The 21,291-nt window shown below is 39.9% G+C and carries 16 protein-coding genes and 1 pseudogene; 14 read left to right on the top strand and 3 right to left on the bottom strand.

Features of this window, described 5'->3' with window-relative positions; translation table 11 throughout:
* Nucleotides 1-234 (bottom strand): transposase (locus BUA16_RS16935; protein ID WP_178338914.1); only part of this gene is annotated, 234 nt, incomplete at its 3' end.
* A gap of 120 nt (nucleotides 235-354) precedes the next feature.
* Here BUA16_RS16935 and BUA16_RS19030 point away from each other — a divergent pair.
* The 5 genes from BUA16_RS19030 to BUA16_RS16915 all read left to right on the top strand — a co-directional run bounded on the left by BUA16_RS19030 (nucleotide 355) and on the right by BUA16_RS16915 (nucleotide 3,672).
* A complete protein-coding gene (locus tag BUA16_RS19030) occupies nucleotides 355-624 on the top strand; it encodes an SDR family NAD(P)-dependent oxidoreductase (RefSeq protein WP_072765914.1) in 270 nt (89 codons plus the stop codon).
* Entirely contained in the window at nucleotides 575-733 is a 159-nt protein-coding gene (locus tag BUA16_RS19025; RefSeq protein WP_245795595.1) for an SDR family NAD(P)-dependent oxidoreductase, read from the top strand. Before BUA16_RS19030 ends, BUA16_RS19025 begins: the two co-directional genes overlap by 50 nt.
* Nucleotides 730-822 carry an SDR family oxidoreductase gene (locus BUA16_RS19020; RefSeq protein WP_245795594.1) on the top strand — a complete coding sequence of 31 codons (93 nt, stop codon included), beginning with the start codon at nucleotides 730-732 and terminating at the stop codon, nucleotides 820-822. Before BUA16_RS19025 ends, BUA16_RS19020 begins: the two co-directional genes overlap by 4 nt.
* Nucleotides 823-1,050: 228 nt before the next feature.
* On the top strand, nucleotides 1,051-2,040 hold the full coding sequence (locus BUA16_RS16920; protein WP_072765913.1) for a L,D-transpeptidase: 990 nt from the start codon (nucleotides 1,051-1,053) through the stop codon (nucleotides 2,038-2,040).
* A 798-nt stretch (nucleotides 2,041-2,838) separates the two neighbouring features.
* A complete protein-coding gene (locus tag BUA16_RS16915) occupies nucleotides 2,839-3,672 on the top strand; it encodes a GIN domain-containing protein (protein WP_072765912.1) in 834 nt (277 codons plus the stop codon).
* Nucleotides 3,673-4,225: 553 nt separating this feature from the next.
* Here the strand turns inward: BUA16_RS16915 and BUA16_RS16910 are convergent.
* On the bottom strand, nucleotides 4,226-5,809 hold the full coding sequence (locus tag BUA16_RS16910) for a sulfatase (protein ID WP_072765911.1): 1,584 nt from the start codon (nucleotides 5,807-5,809) through the stop codon (nucleotides 4,226-4,228).
* Nucleotides 5,810-6,621: 812 nt separating this feature from the next.
* Nucleotides 6,622-6,735: pseudogene (locus BUA16_RS16905) on the bottom strand (IS200/IS605 family transposase); the annotation flags it as partial.
* 673 nt (nucleotides 6,736-7,408) lie between these two features.
* Here BUA16_RS16905 and BUA16_RS16900 point away from each other — a divergent pair.
* From BUA16_RS16900 to BUA16_RS16855, 9 genes are all read left to right on the top strand, one after another.
* Nucleotides 7,409-8,023: a hypothetical protein gene (locus tag BUA16_RS16900; protein WP_072765910.1), complete on the top strand. Its 615-nt coding sequence runs from the start codon at nucleotides 7,409-7,411 to the stop codon at nucleotides 8,021-8,023.
* 823 nt (nucleotides 8,024-8,846) lie between these two features.
* Nucleotides 8,847-9,521 (top strand): hypothetical protein, encoded by a 675-nt coding sequence (locus BUA16_RS16890; protein WP_072765908.1) that lies wholly within the window; start codon nucleotides 8,847-8,849, stop codon nucleotides 9,519-9,521.
* Nucleotides 9,522-10,000: 479 nt separating this feature from the next.
* Nucleotides 10,001-10,789 (top strand): hypothetical protein, encoded by a 789-nt coding sequence (locus tag BUA16_RS16885; protein ID WP_072765907.1) that lies wholly within the window; start codon nucleotides 10,001-10,003, stop codon nucleotides 10,787-10,789.
* Between the two features lie 85 nt (nucleotides 10,790-10,874).
* Complete coding sequence (locus BUA16_RS16880; protein WP_072765906.1) at nucleotides 10,875-14,900, top strand: hypothetical protein; 4,026 nt, start codon at nucleotides 10,875-10,877, stop codon at nucleotides 14,898-14,900.
* Nucleotides 14,897-15,517 (top strand): hypothetical protein, encoded by a 621-nt coding sequence (locus tag BUA16_RS16875; RefSeq protein WP_072765905.1) that lies wholly within the window; start codon nucleotides 14,897-14,899, stop codon nucleotides 15,515-15,517. The genes BUA16_RS16880 and BUA16_RS16875 overlap by 4 nt, the downstream gene beginning before the upstream one ends.
* Nucleotides 15,495-16,094: a hypothetical protein gene (locus BUA16_RS16870; RefSeq protein ID WP_072765904.1), complete on the top strand. Its 600-nt coding sequence runs from the start codon at nucleotides 15,495-15,497 to the stop codon at nucleotides 16,092-16,094. Before BUA16_RS16875 ends, BUA16_RS16870 begins: the two co-directional genes overlap by 23 nt.
* Nucleotides 16,095-18,163: 2,069 nt before the next feature.
* A complete protein-coding gene (locus BUA16_RS16865; protein ID WP_072765903.1) occupies nucleotides 18,164-18,358 on the top strand; it encodes a hypothetical protein in 195 nt (64 codons plus the stop codon).
* 1,079 nt (nucleotides 18,359-19,437) lie between these two features.
* Nucleotides 19,438-20,052, top strand: a complete 615-nt coding sequence (locus tag BUA16_RS16860) for a hypothetical protein (RefSeq protein WP_072765902.1) — start codon at nucleotides 19,438-19,440, stop codon at nucleotides 20,050-20,052.
* Between the two features lie 266 nt (nucleotides 20,053-20,318).
* Nucleotides 20,319-20,759, top strand: a complete 441-nt coding sequence (locus BUA16_RS16855; RefSeq protein WP_072765901.1) for a hypothetical protein — start codon at nucleotides 20,319-20,321, stop codon at nucleotides 20,757-20,759.
* The last annotated feature ends 532 nt before the right edge of the window (nucleotides 20,760-21,291 follow it).

Raw genomic sequence — 21,291 nt, 5'->3', positions numbered from 1 at the left:
ATATCCCTGCATCAGCATAAATACGCGTTGCTTTAAAAGTTTCTCTATCGTATGGGTGACTAAGATGGGATTGCGACTATCTGGAATAAATTTACTGAAATACCTGATTAACTTGTGTTCCCGCTCTATTTTCTCCAGTAAAACCAGAGAACCATCAGAACTTATTTCTTCTGCAGAAAAATCTACGGAAATTGATTTTTTACCTCGGTAGAAAACTGTATTTTTAGTACTCAAAATTGGGTGATTTTAGTGTTGGTAAAGATGTCTGTAAGCTCTTTAAATATAACACTTTACACCCAATTTTACTATATACCCATGAATTATCCGGGTTAATAAAAGATTTACGAGATCACCATGCTACAAGACAAGGTTGTTATTATCTCCGGTGCTGCCGCAGGTATCGGCAAGGCTGCTGCCGAACTATTTTTACGGGAAGGCGCCCAATTGATGTTGGTCGATATAGATGGGAAGGCACTACAAGCAACTGCCGCATCCCTACAATCTACCCGAGTATCTTTTTGTGTTGCCGATGTAAGCAAAGCGACGGACGTTCAACAATACCTGCAAAAAAAACCTGAATACTTTTGGCACAGTCGACCTCTTTTTTTGCAATGCCGGAATTGAGGGCCTGGTAAGGCCTATGGCCGAATACCCCGAAGAAATGTTCGATAAGGTCATTGCCGTAAACCTAAAAAGTGTTTGGTTGGGCTGTAATATATACCGCCAGCAATGAGCGATGGCGGTAGTGTGATTATTACCTCTTCGGTAGCGGGACTAAAGGGTTTTGAAGGTTTGGGGGCCTATGTAGCCATAGATTTCTAGCCCATCATACAGGGAGACCTCTACTTTTTGCAATATTCATGGCTCCTTTTCTTTTTTAAGCGGCAGTTATAAGAAAGGTGGTAGGCAAGAAACATCATTGATTAAAGCAATGTCCCAGACTGACGATAATCATTTCTTTTCAGATGGGACTCTACTACCTTTATAAGGTGTTTGATACCGCCTAGACCTCCCACCCTTTGGCTAGAGTCAACTTTAAAATGGACAGAAATGAAGCATCTAAAAACAATGGTTATTATATGCCTATGTCTAAACACATTCGTTTCTTGTAAAGTAAAAACAACTCTTCCCCAAGAAACCACAAGTGTTGTCGTAGAAAAAAAGCCCCTTCCTTTAGAGGTAGTTCCCCTCCCTGAGGTAAAGCCACCTCTTTCCCTATGGACCACAATTCCCCGAAATATTAGTATCAATGACTATTTTGACTATTTGTCTGGGGTGGTTGCCCAATACGATTCCCTAGTCCCCTACCCCTTGTCCGAACATATATTGGTACACGCCAATCCTTGGATCATCGATACCTTGGCCAATACCGATTACTATCGACTTATGGCGCGGGATTCTTTTGTATACGATCAGAAAAAATTAATAGTGCTACGCCCAGGAGATTCCCTATTGGTACCCGATTCCTTACAAGCAGCTAGCTTACAAAAATCCTTGGACCATATATTGATCGATATCAACATCCCCGAATTTAAACTCCGCATATATCAGGACAGTGTCCTGCTTTATAGTTTTCCCGTGCGGGTGGGGCAGAATAGAAGGCGGTATTTGGCCATGGCAGGGGACACCTTAAATATAAGGACCAGAACCGGAAAAGGAACTATCGTCCGGGTCGAAACGAATCCCAGATTTTACAATCCGGTTAATGGCAAACGATTTTATACCACCCGCCGCGATGATCAAAAGCGGACCCTTATGCCAAGGATCCCTTGGATAGAAACGGAAATCAACGGTATACGGAACGGACAATTAATTCACCCTACCACTAACCCAAAATCCTTAGGCAAAGCCTATTCTAACGGCTGTATCGGCACCAAGGAGGCCGATGCCTGGTTTATTTATTATTATGCCCCCTTGGGTACTCCCGTACAAATTCGCTACGATTTAATCGTAAGGGACTCCCTAGGAAAAGAAGTCTTATTGAAGGATATTTATAGAAGAGGGATCCGAAAAAATCAGCTCAATCTATTGAAAGGATGATGAGTAAGAAGAATCTGAGGTTGGTTAATTTTTTAATGTAACAATGTATTAATGGTGATTGTGGTAACGGAGGAGCTTTTAGCTGGTTAATATAGCAATGAATCAATGTGAAAATGCACCAATTAAACAAAGTAACAATTGGTTTTTTTTAATTGCTGGGATATTTATAGCTCCCATTTTGTAGCCTTATTGGCGACGTTTAGTCCTGCGTACTGATACTATCAGTTATTTCGACAGAGTTCCTATGTAGGGGCGAGGAAAAATGGGGTTGCTATATTTTTTTCTGATTCTGCTTATTGGCTACCATTTACTTTTTTCTGTCATTGCGCAGTGAAGCAATATTACAAGGTATCTTAACCCCACGGGTAAGGGCTCACGGAACTGAATTGTTACTTGCAAAATGGCAGCAGCCAAGGCCATCGCTACAGCTGGCTTCTCAAATCGACGAAGGAGATTCACGAAAACCTATAAAAACCACTTGAACTAAACCGTCATGGACGGTTCACGAATACCGCTTTACGACAATAAAAACCACATGAGCTAAAATGAAAAGCACCGAGAAGGAAATGCAACGACTTGCATTTACGCCAAGGGGCCAGCTGGCGCGTTGGAGAAGATTTAAGCTATCAAGAACTGTCCTTAAAAAGAAAACACCTTCTTTTATCAACTAATCCCTCCAAATCTAAATCACCTCTATATCAGTACTATAGCACCTTATATTTATTGGTTTCTCACCCTTTTCTAGCTATTTCTATCGTATATTTAAGTAGCCTCTTCGATTTACTTAAATCGTATGTTATGAAAGTAATTATACTATTCTTGATGGTTTTAATAGGGTTTCCTAATGATATTCTTGCTCAAAAAAGGGATAAAATCAAGGGAGATAAAGAAGTGATTAGCATTTCTGAAGAAATCAAAGATCAATTTGAAAAAATTGAAGTTGCAGATAATATTACGGTCATCCTGCAACATGGCTCCCGAAATTCATACATTTTAACGACTGATCAGAATTTGGTTGCAGAAGTCGACGTTCGTGTTGAGGGTGATGTCCTAAAGATTTTTACAAAAAGTAAAATCGTCAACAGTAAAAAACTGGAAATTTACCTTAGCGTAAAAAATTTGAATTTTCTAATTGTCAAGGATAATGCCTTTGTTAAGAATTCAAAAAAAATAGCCTTGGAAAATTTACATATCAGCCTGAGGAACTCCAGTAAGGTCGATTTAAAACTAGAGGTAAAACACAATACAGAAATCAATATGTCCGATAATACAGGAGGAAAACTTAGTTTTAGCTCACATGATGTATTGATAAACATGAAAAATAGAACTGACCTAAAGGCAAAATTAAACTGTAAAAAATTAGCCGTTACCTTGGAGAAATCTGCAGGTTTGAAACTAAACGGGGATGCAGATAATGCTACCTATACTATAGAGGGGTCTTCAAATTTAGATGCGAAGAAAATGAAAACCCGTTATGCTTCCTTAGATAGTAAAAACAGAACCGATATTTACATTAATGCTTCAAAAAACATTGAAATAACCGCCGCAGGAAAAAGCACCATCTTTGTATATGGCAATCCGAATATTAAAATAGTTGGATTTACGGATAGTTCTAAAATCATAAAAAAATAAACACATAATCCTTAAACATTTATTAAACACACAAACAAGAGTCCTGGATAAATCCACGGGGCTAACCAGCCAGCCGGTGCTCGATACTTTTTTCCTCGCTGTGCTGCGAAAAATCACTCTAGGGGACGTAGGTGGTTTTCTCAGACAAACTATTTAAATTTCTGTTTTTCTCCTATATTTTTTCTTTATACAAGACAGATTTCTTACTATAGTTCCTCATTACCTCCCTATAAATAAACGCTTATTAAGCTGATATTTAAACGTTTATTAAACACATAAACAAGGCCTGCACCGGATAAATCCAGGGGCCAGTCAATCCATTACTCACTATATCTCCTGATCCCCCGGATAAATCCAGGGGGCTAGTCAATCCATTATTCACTATACTTCATGATGACCACCCTATAAATAAACGTTTATTAAACTGATATTTAAACGTTTATTAAACACATAAACAAGGCCCGCACCGGTTAAATACAGGGGCCAGTCAATCCATTACTTACTATATTTCCTGATAACTTGATAACTTTTTGCTAAATGTTCATTGCAAGAATTAATCCTCCGTCACCTTGCTCCCCCACCAATCGGCATTGGGCATAAAATCTGGCGACAATATTTCTTGCCGTTCCTTTTCTAAATAAGGCAAAGTTTTTTCTACGGTCCGCTTAAAGCGTTCTTGCGCCAAGGTTTCGTTGTATTCCGGATCTGTTTCCGCCTTATTGGCATTTACGGCCGCTAGCCAGCTCAGTAGTTTTTCACTTAATTGGGCCGCCAGTGCCGCTTCTTCCTCTACAAGATTATGCTGTTCCCCTATGTCCGATGGCAAATGGTACAGCTCTTCCTTACCATCTTCCCAGTAGTGAATAAGCTTCCATCCATTTTCCTGGATAATAGACGATGGATTCCCCCCTTGATTCCCATAATGCGGATAATGCCAAAACAAGGGCCTATCGGCAATGCGTTTCCCTTCCATTAAAGGTTTTAAGCTCACCCCATCTATATGCTGTTCGGGCAGCAGCTTTATATTGGCCAAGTCTAGGATAGTAGGATAAAAATCGGTTCCGCTTACCGGAGTATCCAGTATCGCCCCTTCCTGTGCCAACCATGGGACTTTTATGACATAAGGCTCCCGTATGCCCCCTTCCCATTGGTAGCCCTTCCCACCTCTAAGCGGTAGGTTGGCCGTAGAAAAATTATCTCCAGAGGCCACTCCCCCGTTGTCGGAAGTAAAAACAACGATCGTATTCTTATCCAATCCCAGTTCTTTTAAGGAATTCAGCAGCTCCCCTACGGCATCGTCCATACTTTCTACCAAGCCGGCATAAATAGGGTTGTCTTGCTCCTGGCGAATGGGCAATACCCGTTCCATAACATATCCAGTGTTGGCCAACCCTTGCGCAACCGCCTTTTCCCTATATTTTTCCCATTTCTGCTGCGTTGTTTGTATGGGGGCATGCACCGCATAGAAGGAAAGAAAAGCAAAGAAATTCTCCTCCTTATGGTCCCTTATAAAATTCACGGTTTCCTTTGCCAAACGCATCGACAGGTTTTCACCATTCTCCTTGTCCTCCAAAGCAGGGTTGTTAAAAGGCGCAAAAAAGCCTCCTAGCGGACTCCCGGAGTGAAAGCCGCCCTTGTTGATATCGAAACTATGGTCAGCGGGCAAATTCCCTTCCCCGCCCAAATGCCATTTCCCGGCATAAAAAGTTTTATAGCCAGCATTTTTCATGGCCTCGGCAAGGGTCACCTCCTCTTTGGCCAAGCTGTGCTTATAGGCGGCAGGTAGCAATTTATCGTGTCTGTTCAGCTTGTGCCAATCAGTGCCCGACGGAGCCCCTATCCAATCCGTAATCCCATGTCTGGCCGTAAATTTCCCGGTCATGATACTGGCCCTGGACGGACTACAAACGCGACTGGCCGCATAACCCTGGGTAAAAACCATGCCCTCTTTGGCCAAACGATCAATATTAGGCGTCTCGTAATAGGTGCTGCCAGTAAACCCAAGATCCATAAGCCCAAGGTCATCGACCAGAATAAAAACCACATTAGGTTTTTTCGGCGGGCTCACAACATTCGTTTTACACCCTAAAAAGATAGGTAGTACAGCTAGTAAAAAGGTAAAATTCTTTAAGGTCATATGTGGCTATTTATTGTTTTTTAACGGTCATACTTCAACTGCGCTACTTTAAAAGCTTATATAAAAAACTAAAGGGCTCCTAAAAATCGGTTTTCTTATAAAATCAATCTGCAATCTATTCTATTTTATCCAAAAATCACCTATAAGATTTGTTCCCCTCCACTGGACAGCTATTTAAAGAAAGATTGTTTCAATTATCGTACAAAAAGTTATAAATACAACAACACATATAATAATATAATCCCACGGCCAAATTTCTCTGAACAAGCATTAATTTTTTATGAAGGGCGTTTCCCTATCGGGCCGGGCTTTCCGCTATATCTTTTTTAGGGCCTATGCCCCTAAAAAAGGATGCCGCTGCAATCCCTAACGCGCATACAAGGATCAATAAACGCTCAACACTAATCAGGGAAGTTCAGAACACTATCGTTTTTTAATACCATAACATTTTCCTGTGGTGGAATATGGTAAAATGGTGGCCATCCCAAAATCACCTACAGGCTGTCAGTATCATTCATAAAACCGATGATGAAATTGATGCCAAAAATGCCAAAAGATCCGACAGATATCCACGGTAGCGACGCCCAATTTGGGGGTCGCTACGAACGAATCCGTTAATAAAGTCAACTCCGATAATTCCCCTATTCATCCCGATACCATTAATATGTCTCCCCGATAATGATATATCGCCCTGCTACCAATATGTTGCCCCTCTGGGGTTTTGATTGTCGCAAATTGAATTCCAAAAACTTCAAATTACCCAAAACCCAATTGTTACATTGGTACATTATTTAATTGGTACATTAAAAAGCTATTCCTGTAATATATTGGTATAATTCAGCTTTCCAAACCTCGGATATAACATTGGCTCTTCCTTTGACAAAAAGAACGATATGAAAATAAATTTGGGTATAGGTGTTTGCCATTTTTTAAATATTTTACGTTCCTATTAATATGTCGCCCCGCTGGGGCTATGATTGTTGGGAATTGAATCCCAAAATCCTCAAGGTATCAAAAAGCCAATTTTCAAATTCCCACACCTACAAATTCTCAAATTATTTAATCCCCAATTGTTACATTGGTTCATTAAACAATTGTTACCCTAAAAAGCAAGCATTACCGACCAAGGGAGGAGCACCCAAACTCGACCAATAACAAGGTGAATTCTAAGACAATTGAAAAAAAACAGAGAAGATAAAAGATGTCAAAACGCAAAAATGGTCTTCAAAATAAAACCATTTTTCGATAAAAGGAGCTAACACTGCCCGTAGAACGGCATAAAACCTGCAATTTCCCATACAAAAGGGTGTTAAAGCAATTTGTAAGGACACTGTAATTCCATTAAATTATGACATTCTAGATTTAAGCCCGATTTTTATTGTATTTTTTCGTTAAACGGTATGATTTTTCTGTTATTACGCATATTTACCGTTTAACGAAACCTTTATTTATGGTTAATAAAACTTTAACTTATTGTTTTTCATTATGTTAATAAAAAACATACGGCAATCTCAATAAAATATTTTAACAAGCTCTTAATCCCTTCTATATTTGTCCCAACCAAATGAAAGAAATTAACAAAAACTTATAACCCCCATTATGAAATCACTTAAACTACTTACTGCTTTTTTTGCGATTACATCTTTAACTGCTCTTAACGCACAGGATACCAATGAAGCAGGACATGCCATGGAGATTAATATTTCTGAAGTTGCCTTGTTGGATATTTATGATGAAAATGAAGGTTCTGAAGCGGGAACGATTACATTCGAATTGGATAACAGTAGTATTACCGAGGCTGGACTTTATGATATGTCTGGGGCTACCTACACTGGGTTATGGCTTAACTACACCAGTCTTCTGAACGAAGATGCAGATAATGATGACTCGCGAAATATCAGCGTACAGATGGAAGAAGATAGTGAATTTCCTGAAGGATTGGATTTAGTAATCACTTCTTCACAAAGTTCTTTTGTATCTAACGGAGGTAGTGAAGATTCTCGAGGGGAGTTTGTCTCTGGAGGAGTTGCTTTAGGAGCTACGACTCAAATTGGTGATAATGTAGCATTAATCCAAGGAATAAAAAGTGTCTACACTGGTGATGGTGCAAAAGGATTTCAATTGACTTACACCCTAAATCAGACGGATAACTTCTCTTTAGTAAAGGCCGGAAATTATACTGCGACTTTAAAATATACCTTATCCGAACTATAATATCCTTACAACATATCATAAAAATTCCCAACCCAAGCGTTGGGAATTTTTGTTTTATATCATTTCTTCTAAAGCCATTCCCCTAGGGTTTAAAATTTAGGCAGCTTCGTTGTCTATTAATCAAAGGCTTTTCTTTACACTCATCAGATCTATTGTGTCGTAGAAAAAGCCACCGTACTCCCAACATCCTATTCGGTTGCCTCTTGCGCTGTGTTCTCCGCTTACTTTTTTTATGCTAATTGATTATTGATTTTAGATAACTCCCTAACAAGATAAGCTAGAAAATTGTTTACCGTTTACTGCTTTCCCTGCTGGTTGTTTTTATTTATAACACTGTTACTTCATAACTCCATAACAAGATAACTCGGTAACTATTTATGAAATTAACAGGGAAATTTGAATAAAATAATAGAGAAAAAAAAGGAAACTGAAAAACCAAAAAAACTTGGCCACAAAACCATTTTCGATAAAAGTACCTACGGCCACCAATAAAACTCTATAAAAGTTAGTATTTCCCCTACAAAAGTACTTTTAAGCACCTCTTACCCTTAGTGTAACTTTATCTAAATAAAACTTTTAAGGTATTAACGCGATTTTCAATGGTTTTTATCGTTAAACGGTACATTTTCTACGTTTATGTGTGCTTATACCGTTTATCGAAACATAAACATATGGTTAAGAGAATTTTATGCCATTGATTTTCAATATATTATATCAACAAAACAGGAAGTAGTTAAAAATATTTTAACTACTTCCATATCCCTTCTACCTTTATCCCAAGCAAAGGAAAAAAATTTAACAAAACAATATTTACAATTCAATTATGAAATCACTTAAATTACTTACTGCTCTTTTTGCCATTACATCTTTAACTGCTCTTCACGCACAGGATACCAACGAAGCAGGGCATGCCATGGAGATTAATATTTCTGAAGTTGCCTTGTTGGATATTTATGATGAAAATGAAGGTTCTGAAGCGGGAACGATTACATTCGAATTGGATAACAGTAGTATTACCGAGGCTGGACTTTATGATATGTCTGGGGCCACCTACACTGGATTATGGCTTAACTACACCAGTCTTATCGCCGAAGGAAAAGGCAACAACAGCAACAATGGGAATGGAAAAGGGAAAGGAAAAGGAAAAGGGAAAGGCGGATCGAGCAAAGATTCGAGAAATATCAGTGTACAAATGGAAAAAAACAGTGAATTTCCAGAAGGACTGGATTTAGTGATCACTTCTTCTCAAAGTTCTTTTGTACCTAACGGAGGTGATGCAGATTCTCGTGGAGAGTTTGTCTCTGGAGGAGTTGCTTTAGGAGCTACTACTAAAATCGGTAAGAATATTACATTGATCGAAGGAATAAAAAGTGTCTACACTGGTGATGGTGCAAAAGGATTTCAATTGACCTATACTTTAAATCAGACGGATAACTTCTCTTTAGTAAAGGCCGGAAATTATACTGCGACCTTAAAATATACCTTATCCGAACTATAATATCTTAACGACACAGCATAAAAATCCCGATCCAAGCATTGGGATTTTTTGTTTCTGATAATCTCTTCATAAGCCGGTCTCCGTGTAAAAAATTAGTACCTTCGTTGCCTATTTTAAAAAGGCTTTTCTTTATATTGGTCGGGACTATAGTTTCATACCATAGGTCACCGTATTGCGGACACCCCTTACGGTTACCTGCTGTGCTGCTATACACCGCCACTTTATTTTAAGAAAGCACCATAAAAATTAAGGTATATCCAAATGAAGACAACAACATCTACTCAACTGTTAAAAAGTACTCAAAACCACCAAGCTTTACCCGGGAAAGAGTGTTCTTTCGCTTTAAAACCGTCGAATCCTCCATATTTAAGAGGCTCTTTTAATCCGTATGTCTTATAGCAACCCTATAAAAGCATACCACCAGTGCCCAACTATTTTTTACCTTATTCAATTATCAAAAACAGCATAAATTCCTCCGCATGAAAATAAGATATTTTAGCTTTTTCATCTGCATCTTCCTTAGTAACCTAGTATTTTCTAATATCACCGTACTAAATGGGTTAACCCATACTTATAACGGCCGATCTGGCCAAGTAATTTCTGGCGAAGTCATCCTTATCAATAGTTCCTCCGAAGAAGAACGGGTTACTTTTGAGTTGAACGATGCTATTTTTTATTGCGATGCCCCTAGGGTTTTTACCAATGAAGAAACACACAATAGATCGTCCAATGATTGGTTCAAAGCCGAATTGATGGATGTAGTGCTAAATCCCAAGGAAAAGTTTGTTTACCGTTTTACCATTTCTATCCCCCACGACCAGGAATTAAGAGGTTCTTATTGGACGGTTTTAATGGTGAATGCCGAAAAACCGATCAAAGAAGAGGCCTTGACAGAAAACATAGGCCTAAATACGAAAATGAGATATGCGGTCGGACTATTGACCCACGTAAATGATTTTGATGCCGTCAACCTAGAATTTAACGACTTGCAATTGGGTGCAAAAACAGCAGACACCAATGCCAACCTCGATATAACACTACAGAACCATAGTTTGTTTATAGAAGAAGTGCTCTTATCCCTAGAAGTATACGACCAAAACGGAGTGAAGGTTTATGAAGGAAAATCGACCAGAAAGAAAATTTTCCCAGGGGTGTGTGCCAGTTTCAAGCTCGATATTTCCATGGTACCAGAAGGGGATTATGAATGTGTGCTCATAGCCGATGCCCGGGAGGAATACATTGGTACCAATATTAGTTTACAACTGTAGTTTGTATCGATTACCGTGTCTTTATTAGCCCCTTATTCTTGTGAAATCCATTATTTCCTTTCTTTTCCCACTCCTTTTAGGCTGCATGGCATCGTTTGTGCAGGCGGCTCCTTATGGCCTTTATAAAAGTAACGGGGATACTCATGGAAAGGTCTTTTGGGTACCATCATCAATGAAAGGGGGCCATAATGGCAATAGTACCCTCTCCCCCACTACCGTGGTTTTTAAGGAGAGGGTACCTAAAATTGAAAACAACACCCCTAAAGACAGTACCATCGTTTTTAGGGTAATCAACAAACAACCCACCTATATCCCTAATAAAAGGCATACCCTATTGGTAGAAATAAACAATTTCGGGGAAGCGCTTTTGATTCCACAACTCAACTTACAACTGCCAGAAGATTGGCAGCTGATTTCCCTCGATAACATTAAAGTCATCAAGAAAAATGAAAAAAAGCGGGTTTCCTTTAGTTTTTTCATCCCTTCCGATGCCTCGGCCGGGGAAGCCATAGCCAACTTCACCCTTAAAAACAATATTGGCGTTCCCCTAGAATCGATGGAGATCCCCTTAGAAATTACCACTTCGGAAGCTCCCAAGGAGCAGGTTCTAAGAACTGAAGGCAATAGTTCCGACGGCAGGGAGCTCCTTTTTAAGATAATAAACAAGAAGTCCACCTATATCCCTAATAAAAGGCATACCCTATTGGTAGAAATAAACAATTTAGGGGAAGCGCTTTTGATTCCACAACTCCACTTACAACTGCCAGAAGATTGGCAGCTTATTTCCATCGATAACATTAAAGTCATCAAGAAAAACGAAAAAAAGCGAGTATCCTTTAGCTTTTTCATCCCTTCCAATGTCCCTGCTAAGGAGGATATCGTCAACTTGACCTTAAAAAGCAATATTGGCGTCCCCCTAGAATCGATAAAAATTCCCCTGGTAATTGCCCCCACAGAGAAGGCCTTCAAAAACAAAGACACCCTATCCCCTATCACCACTACGGTAGCCCCCAAAGAGCAGGTCCTAAGGCCTGAAGGCAATAGTTCCGATGGCAGGGAGCTCCTTTTTAAGATTATAGACAAGAAGTCTACCTATATCCCCAATAAAAGACATACCCTATTGGTAGAAATAAACAATTTCGGGGAAGCGCTTTTGATTCCACAACTCGACTTACAACTGCCAAAAGATTGGCAGCTGCTATCGATCGATAACATTAAAGTCATCAAGAAAAATGAAAAAAAGCGGGTTTCCTTTAGTTTTTTCATCCCTTCCAATGCCTCGGCCGGGGAAGCCATAGCCATCTTCACCCTTAAAAACAATATTGGCGTTCCCTTGGAATCGATGAAGATCCCCTTAGAAATTTCCGCTCCTATCCCCTCCCTTTCCCCTGAGCCTAGCATGGGGGTTTCTATGGAGCAGGCGCCAAAAACTGAAAACAATAGTGCCGTCGACAGTGAGATCGTTTTTAGACTTGTCAATAAACAACCAGAATATACCACTAGTAAAAGGCATACCCTTTTGGTAGAAATAAACAATCGCGGCAACGAACTAGTGACCCCTACCTTAAGTATGGCACTCCCAGATCGTTGGCAATTGGTTTCCATCAACAACATTAATACCATCAAGAAAAATGAAAAAAAACTGGTGTTCATCAGCTTTTTCATCCCCTCCAATGCCCCTGCTGGGGAAGCCATCGCCAATTTGACCTTAAAAAACAATAGTGGCAATCCCTTGAAATCGGTGAAGATTCCCCTAGAAGTTGCCCCTAATTACGACCTCGAGGTCTTTAATGTAGGGTTTCCGGAAAGTGTCGAAGCAGGAGAAACTATAAAAATGACCTATGCCGTCAAAAACATAGGGAATATTGATCAGGAAATTTTGTTGACCTCCAAAAATGAGATTAAAGGCCCTCTACGAATGGTATTGGTACCAGATACGACCGTAATCATACCCCTGCACCAAAATACTGACAAGAAAATCAACGCCATCCGAACCGTTTACACCAAATTAGAAGTGTATGGGGTGCAGTCTAACAACACCTATAGTGCGGTTAAAAATGTAGAGGTATTTCCACTGAAAATAACAAAAGAAGATCCCTTTTTTAGGTTTCCCATTAAAACAGCCATCTTTTACAATAGTTATACCAATAAAGAAGAACATTATTCTACCATGTCCTTGGAAATTTCGGGCAGCGGGTATTTGGACCTGGCCAAAAATCACCATCTCGATTTTACCTTTAGGGGCCCCAGACAGGAAAAAATAAGACGTTTTGGGAACACGGACTACTACGGGCTTACTTATAAGTACAAACAAGACACCAAGGTATTTTTGGGCGACCATAGCCATAGTTTTAATAGGCTAGGGCTCAACGGAAAATACGGAATGGGTTTTGTCTTCGATCAGCAATGGGAAAAATGGTCGCTCTCGGCCTTTTACACCAAGCCCAGGCTTAACAGTTTTGATACCGATGCCCTTAGCGGAATCAAAACCTCGTTTTTTTGGAATGAATTCACCACTAGTGGTATTGCCCTCCAAAGGACCATTAGATCGGAAATAGACCTTAGCTCCCCGGATAAGACGAGCGTAAGGGAAAAAGGATTTGTACTGACCTTTGATATGGAGTACGATAAAAACAATACCAATATTGCGCTGGAATCTTCCGTCAGTACCACCAATAGGTTTATGGATGTCGCCAATTATTTTAATGTAGGACAACGCATAGGCCGTTTTTCCTACACAGGGAATATTACCCGTACCGGTATGCACTATTTTGGTACCATGAACAATAGTACCCGATACTACAACTCCTTGAGTTATGATTCCCAAAATTGGATTTTTAGGATTGGCCATGGCCTCTCTCAAGTAAACCAAAAGCTCGACCCCTTATATTATGCCTCGGAGCCTTATTACGAAAATTATTTTGCGGATGTTCGCTATAGGCGCAATAAGCGTCACCAAATAAACTTAGGGGTTTCTAGCCGTCTCAAAGAAGACCGCTTAGAGCCAAAAAACTACCACTATCGCGAGCACGGGCTTAATTATGGGTATACCTATACCCATCAAACGTTCAATGCCAATGTTGGGGGTACCCTAGGGCGCACCCAAAACCTCCTTAGTGAGGATACCGATTATAGAACCACCTACAACCATAATGTAGGGCTTGGCCTTAGAATGTTTCATCATTTTGGTCTCAGGGGAAAATTAAGCCATAATTACAGTAACCGCTACGGCTACGACAACACCACTAATAATTACTATCGTTATAGCCTAGGAGTCAATGGTAAGATAGGTAGAAGAGTGAATTTTTCGGCCAATTTCAACTCCGGCTTCTCTCCGGAAGAGACCTATTTAAAAAGAGACTATATCAACCTCAGTCTTATGGCTCATTTGCATAAAAACCACCAGATCGAAATCCTGACAAATTATTTCGAGAATCCGGGGATTGTAGGGAATGCCGAAATTCTGGCCTATGCAAAATATAGCCTGACCCTTGGCGCCCCCTTAAAAAGAGTGCTGCAGCAAGGTGGTATAACAGGTACGATCACCGCCTCTACCCCCGCTATTAGTACTAGAGGCATCAAAATCATAGCCACGGGAAAAAGCTTGTTGACCGATAAGAACGGGCATTTTGAAATCAACAATTTGCCCTTGGGAAAGAATTTTATAGTAGTCGACCAGTCTACCCTGCCACAAAATGTGATCACCCTTTCCAAAAACCCTCATGAGGTCTTTATAGAGAAAAGCAAAAAGATCCATTTAAACATTCAGCTGATACAGTCGGCCAGTATTCGTGGACTTTTGTATCTTCCTCCTTCAGAGGGTACAGCCAGTGATTTTGTATTAAATGGGTATGTAAAACTAGAAAACGACCAACAGACCCTGTATACGGAAACCGATAAGAACGGAAATTTTGAGTTTCACCGTTTGACCCCGGGAACTTATACGGTGTCTTTATTACGCCTAAAAGAACGGGACAATGAGTTTTCGTCCAATAGGAGCATACAAGTCACCTTGGCAGAGGGCGAAACCCTAGATGCCAAGATCGATTTAAATTTGAAAGAACGAAAAGTTAAGTTTCAAAACAAAAAATTTAATTTAAAAAGGCAATGAGAAATTACAGTTCCTTACAGCTTTGGCTTTTGGGTCTTTGGAGTGTCCTAGGGTACGGCCAGGAAACCCTAGACACCTATAACCCTAATAATTATACCAATGGGGGCGATAAAAAGTATACCACCGCTCAAATTTCCCTCCAGCCCATTGCCTTGATAGATGTGGAACCCGATATGGACAATACCGTTAATTTTGGGATTCCAGAAGGCGGAATGGAAGCCGGACTCCCAGTAAGCTTTAATAGTGTGTTCGAGGAAGCTACCAATAATAGACTATGGCTGAATTTTACCTATCGCGCCATTAACAATTCCAATGCTAGCATCATCGTACGCACCAATCAACCCGTGCCCAAACACATCAAGATCGATGTAGAAATCATCAATACCTCCGATACCGGGGATTTCCCCAAAAACCCTAGGCGCAATAAGTTTAAGATCGATGAAAAAAGCCAGACCATCGTATGGGATTTTGGCAATGGGTATACCGGTGATGGCGTCAATAACGGCTATCAATTAGAATATACCCTTCACAACAAAAAGGGAAAGTCCCTACCACAAGATTTTAGGATTATCTATGAAATTATTACCGACAAAAATGGCAAAAAAAATAAGCACTAAGCTCGTATTCGCTTCTCTATTATTGTTGGCATGCAATAGCTACGGCCAGTTGCTACCAGGCACCTTAGATGTGAGCGGCATGCCCAATTTTATACAATCCGTCCATGATGTCATCCAGGAGGCCGGTATTGATGATAAAACGCTGGGTTTCGAAACCGAAATGGACGCCACCGAAATCAGTTTTACCATCAATGCCGCAGGCAGCCAGTCTGCCTCCGAGCAATGCGCAGAAAATATATACCGCTATTCCGTGTATATGCACCGAAGCTATAGCCATGATTTTGAAAAAACGGTGATACAGGCAAAAACCTATACCAATAGCGGCAACCGATTTCCAAAATCAATCCCCTATGACAATCAGCCGGCACAAGCAATGGGCCCCCGAAATTTAAGTCCAGAACAAGGCGGACAGTATATTACCATCCCAGACGACCCCTCGCGGGCCATTAAGGTAATGGAATTTAAAGGCTGCCGCACCGATATCCCCATACAGTATAGGATACTCCCCAGCACCCACTCCCCTGAAGGCCTTTCTTCTATAGACATTCATTTCACCGTGGTAGCCAGTAGCCAGTAAGCGGTAGGTCAGTATTCAGTCGCCAGTGAGCAGTAATCAGTTCTCAGTAAAATAATTATCATTAATATTGAGAATCTATTTGACCAATTAGCTCCGATATACGAATGTATTTTGCTACAATTACTAATGTAAAAAACCACGTCATTTCGAGTGATTTTCCGTAGCAAAGCGAGGAAAATTGTATCGAGAACCGGCTGACTAAAAACATTAAAAGCAAGATACTTAATACTCAGAAAACTTCAGTAAAAGTTACAGCATGAACCTGTTGTCATTATGAAGTTATAATTTAAGGAAAATACATTCGTAATAAACTAATTAGGCGCATGGTGCTTTTCTTTTCCCCGTTCCTAAAGAGTAAGGGGCCAGCTGGCGCGTTGGCCTTAGCTGCTGTCATTTTCAAGAAACAATTCAGTCTAAGAGGCAATAATGTGAACAGAAAAAAAAGTGAGCAGTAACCAGTTCTCAGTAAAATAATTATCATTAATATTGAGAATCTATTTGACCAATTAGCTCCGATATACGAATGTATTTTGCTACAATTACTAATGTAAAAAACCACGTCATTTCGAGTGATTTTCCGTGGCAAAGCAAGGAAAATAGTATCGAGAACCGGCTGGTTAAAAACATTTTAAAACACTGAAAAACAAGACACTTAAGTCTTCAGTAGAAGTTACCGAGTTATCTTGTTATGAAGTTATGTGTTTTAAATACGTCCCTGATATAGGCAGACCACAATAACAAGAAGGCTCTACCAATTTACAGTATGATTCCTCCTTTCAAGGGCCAGTTTTGGCAGTATTGTAATTGTAGATAAAATGCACCTCTAAGTCGGGAGACTTTGCGGAACGTGGATGCCGTTGATTTTAAAACCAGCTACTGGGAACATACGGCACTGCTTCAATGTAACAATTAATTAATCAAAAAAGGAATTCACCGCTAGTGCGAGCGTCACGCTCGTACCGGTAAGAGTAAGCAGCTTAGAATTTATAAGATGAAGTTGCCGAAAATAGAAACGGTTATGTTCAGTGACTCTTTAATCTCCTTAGTACCAAAATAATCTTTTAAAAGAAAGAAGAATTATAACGGAATGAAGAATAGCCCTTTAAAATGACGAAAGAACCATGTTGATGAGACTACTTTGTCATTCTGAAAAAAGAACTCCTCGGAGTGACGAGAAAAAAGCCCTATGTGTAAACATTCCCTCCCAGATCACAAACCGCTACATATCATAATCCATTTGAGAAGAGTTAATTGAAATACTATAGTTTTCAAGGAACCGACTACCTAATTGTATGATTCCTACATCCCCCTTACTCCCCCTTCGAAAGGGGGATTTAGATAGGAATAACCTTTATTACAGTAGTAATAAATTAAAAGGTATTACCAAAAGGAGAAAGCTCCATCTGTCTACAATCCCACCTAGTTCATAAACCCTAATCCTTTAGCAAAAAGTTAACTGAAACACTATAGTTTTCAAGGAACCGATTACCTAATTGTATAATACCGACATCCCCTTATTTCCTAACCCTTCCTAATTAGACCGGAGTAGAAAAAATTTAACCCTAATTCCTTTAAGAGACATGTCGCAGCTGGCTCTCGATACAATTTTCCTCGTTGCACTCCAGAAAATTACTCGAGGTGCGTAGGGTTTATAGCAGGCTTAATGAGAGATTAAAAGTCTCTTAACCAACAACAAGCCTCATTAATAATAATTCCTTATATACTAATTATTAAGTTTTATTTTTTTGGCCTACCGAAAATTTATCGTAAAATTTGAGTGAGGATCAAACGTTAAGAAATAGTCCTGTGGACTATTTTAGTGAAGAGGCCAGCCTGCCGCGTTGGCAATTTTAGGCTGTCTGAGCTATAGGTATTTTAATTTTAACTGTATTTCTACAGCGAGTTCCTAAAATTTAGGTGCTAACAAAAAAAATATTCTGAATGAATCATTTAGCAAGTTAGGCCATCGCTACACCTGGCTCCTCCATCCAAAGGTACACCGTACCTTTGTCTCTCGGCCCTGGTTCGTTTTTTATTCATGGCTTGTCTATTGTTTTTTAAAGGAATTCATGAATGCTCCGCATTTCATCAATGGAAAAAATGAACAGGACCGAGATGGAAATGCAACGACTTCCATTTGGAGAAAAAGGCCAGGTGGCGAATTGGCCATCGCTACAGCTGGCTCCTCTAACCAAAGGTACACTGTACCTTCGGTTCTCGGCCCTGGTTCGTTTTTTATTCATGGCTTGTCTATTGTTTTTTAAAGGAATTCATGAATGCTCCGCATTTCATCAATGGAAAAAATGAACAGGACCGAGAAGGAAATGCAACGACTTGCATTTACAGCGAGGGGCCAGATGGCGCGTTGGAGAATGCTGAGGCTATCAAGAACCGTCCTTAAAAAAGGATAAAGAACCATGGTAATGAGACTCCTTCGTCGTCCTAAAAAAGGACTCCTCGGAGTGACGACGCTGCAAGGGGATTCTGTCCAAGTGATAGGAAAAAATAAATCGGAAGACAATTCGCATTCAATTAGTTATGATGTTGTGAAACCGTGTTTTACATTACCACCATCATGAAAAAAACCACCTACATTTGGTCATTATTATTAATAAAACCGATGATGGGATTGATGGAAGAAATGCTAAAAGATCCGACTGATATCCACGGTAGAGACGCCCAAATTGGGCGTCTCTACGAACGAATCCGTTAATAAGGTCAACTCCGATACCCCCCCCTATTCATCCCGATCCCATTAATAGGTCGCCCGGCTGGGGCTCAGACTAGGGGTAATTGTTACGCCTTCTATTAATATGTCGCCCGCTAGGGCTATGGTTGTTCTGAAAGGAATCCTTATCAATATGTCGCTCTTTCGGAGCTTGTATCATCCATTTTTAATTTGACGTCCCTACGCGGTTTAATGTATCATTAGTACATTAAATAATTGGTACATTAATTAATTGTTTCATTAAATAACCCATCAGCCCCTCAGTTACCACAATCCCCAATTTTCAAATTCCCTAATCTTCAAATTCTCAAATTAAACAACCCCATTGTTACATTAAAAACCCATCAGCCCCTCAACTACCACAATCCCAATTTTCAAATTTTCAAATTCTCTCATTTTCAAATTTTTGCATTGTTACATTAACCAATTGCTACATTAAATCATCAACCAATCCCATTGAAAAGTTGAAATTTTCACCTAAAACACGTATTTCATCGAATAATTAACACCTTTAAACGATGTTGTTACATTTTTATATACTTTTACCCCGCCGCTCCAAGGACCTCACTGCCCATTATAGGGCACAAAGTTTTTAGAGCCCCCAAAGATCACAACATGAAAAAGTCAGTCTTTATATTTTTTTTAGTTTGTTACCTGCCTTTTCTAAACGCCCAGGACGATCGTTCCTCGGCTTCCCATAATATCAATATATCCATTCCGGAAATCGCCCTGCTCGATATCTATAACGGACAAACAGCTGGCAATGTCGATGTGGTGAACCTAAATGTAAGCAACGACAACAATTCGGAAGCCGGACAATACAAGCTGTCCAATGTCAGTTATGGCGATTTATGGCTTAACTATACCAGCGTGGTAGGCGACGAAGCCTATGGCCACAAGCCTTCTCGAGAAATCACCGTGCAGCTAGAACCAGAAAGCACCTTCCCGGCGGGACTCGATTTACGGATTACGGCCGAAGCCCCTAAGGTTGTAGCAGGAGGCGGAAACGAATCGTCCCAAGGAACAGTAGTGGCTGGTGGCGTAGCATTAGGTAGCAGTACCGAGGCGGGAGTGCAAGTAAGCTTGGTAAAAGATATCAAAAGCGTGTATACCGGGGATGGTGCCAATGGGGTCCGACTCACCTATACCTTGGAACAAAAAGATAATTTTTCTTTGGTACAAGCAGGCAACTACCAGGCAGTGATTAGGTTTATGCTTACGGATTTATAGGGGCATGGTAAAGGCAGAAGGTGTAACACACTAATATCCATAGGCCTTTCAAAAAAAACATATTTGTTTGGACAGCCCTCAAAACCTACTAAACAACTAATTTTTAATCACTTAGAAACAACAAAACAATACCCCTACAGATACTGTCATAAAAATCTTATATTTTATAGAATTGTATATTTTTTTTATGAAAGCATCAATCTTATATTTGCAATTTTGAAAACACCCTATAAATCAACCTATCTAAACAATAACCTATCATTACTATGAAGGAAGTAGACCCCACTACAACCCATAACAACGGAAGCGGCAACAACGTTCTTATTTTCGATTCCATGGTAGGCCATGCCGCCTACAGCAAAAAATACTTTGAGACTATTAGCAAGGTAGACTGGAATGTCCTGATGCTGAAACGATTTTCGGAAGTCCATGATGTTTTAATGAATACCGACATACAAGCAGCCGTACTCTTTATCTACGATAAAAAAGGCCTATATCAGCTATTGCCATTCCTAAACAGGGACATACACCTTATTCTATGTACCGACAAAAGCGAGGTTTGGTGGCTACAATACAACCTTTCAAACGTAGAAATACTCCTTATAGATATGCCCAAGGACGAATTGTATGAAAAGATAGAAACCATCCTCTTTGGTTGGCTAGAACCACACAGATTAGAAGCCGCCAAGGCAACTGCCAGTAGATAATTAATTCAGTTACCCAGGTACGGAGTCCTTTTGTTATAGGGCAATAAGGTGGTAGCGCTAACACCTCCCCGAATTCTACCGTGATTATTTTGGGCGTTCCCCTATCGGGTCGCTCTTTCCGCTATATCTTTTTTTGCCGGCCAATGCCGCCCAAAAAAGGATGCCGCTGCAATAGCTAACGCTTTACAATTTACAATTAGCAGTAAACAATAAACAATGGGAAAAGAGAAAAGAAAATAGAGGGCCGAGAAGGAAATGCAACGATTTGCATTTTCCTCGAGGGGGCATTTCAATTATCAATTTCACAATAACCAATTAACAATGAGTTATGAGGTTTTGCGTGTGAACTGCTAGTGATAAAAAGAGGATCTATTCTATGAACTAATAGGTTGAATATCGCGGATTCCCCCTTAGAATGGGGATTGAGGGGGATGTAGGGATGATTAAGGCCTGTTTAAAAGCCTCTCTATAGTGCCTTCTATTTTCAACATTACACTGAACATTTCTTTTTTTACTTCAATATCCGTTAATC

The organism is Arenibacter nanhaiticus, assembly GCF_900141935.1.
Taxonomy (GTDB): domain Bacteria; phylum Bacteroidota; class Bacteroidia; order Flavobacteriales; family Flavobacteriaceae; genus Arenibacter; species Arenibacter nanhaiticus.
Note: the sequence above shows the minus strand (reverse complement) of the source record. Positions and strands in the feature narration are given on the sequence as shown.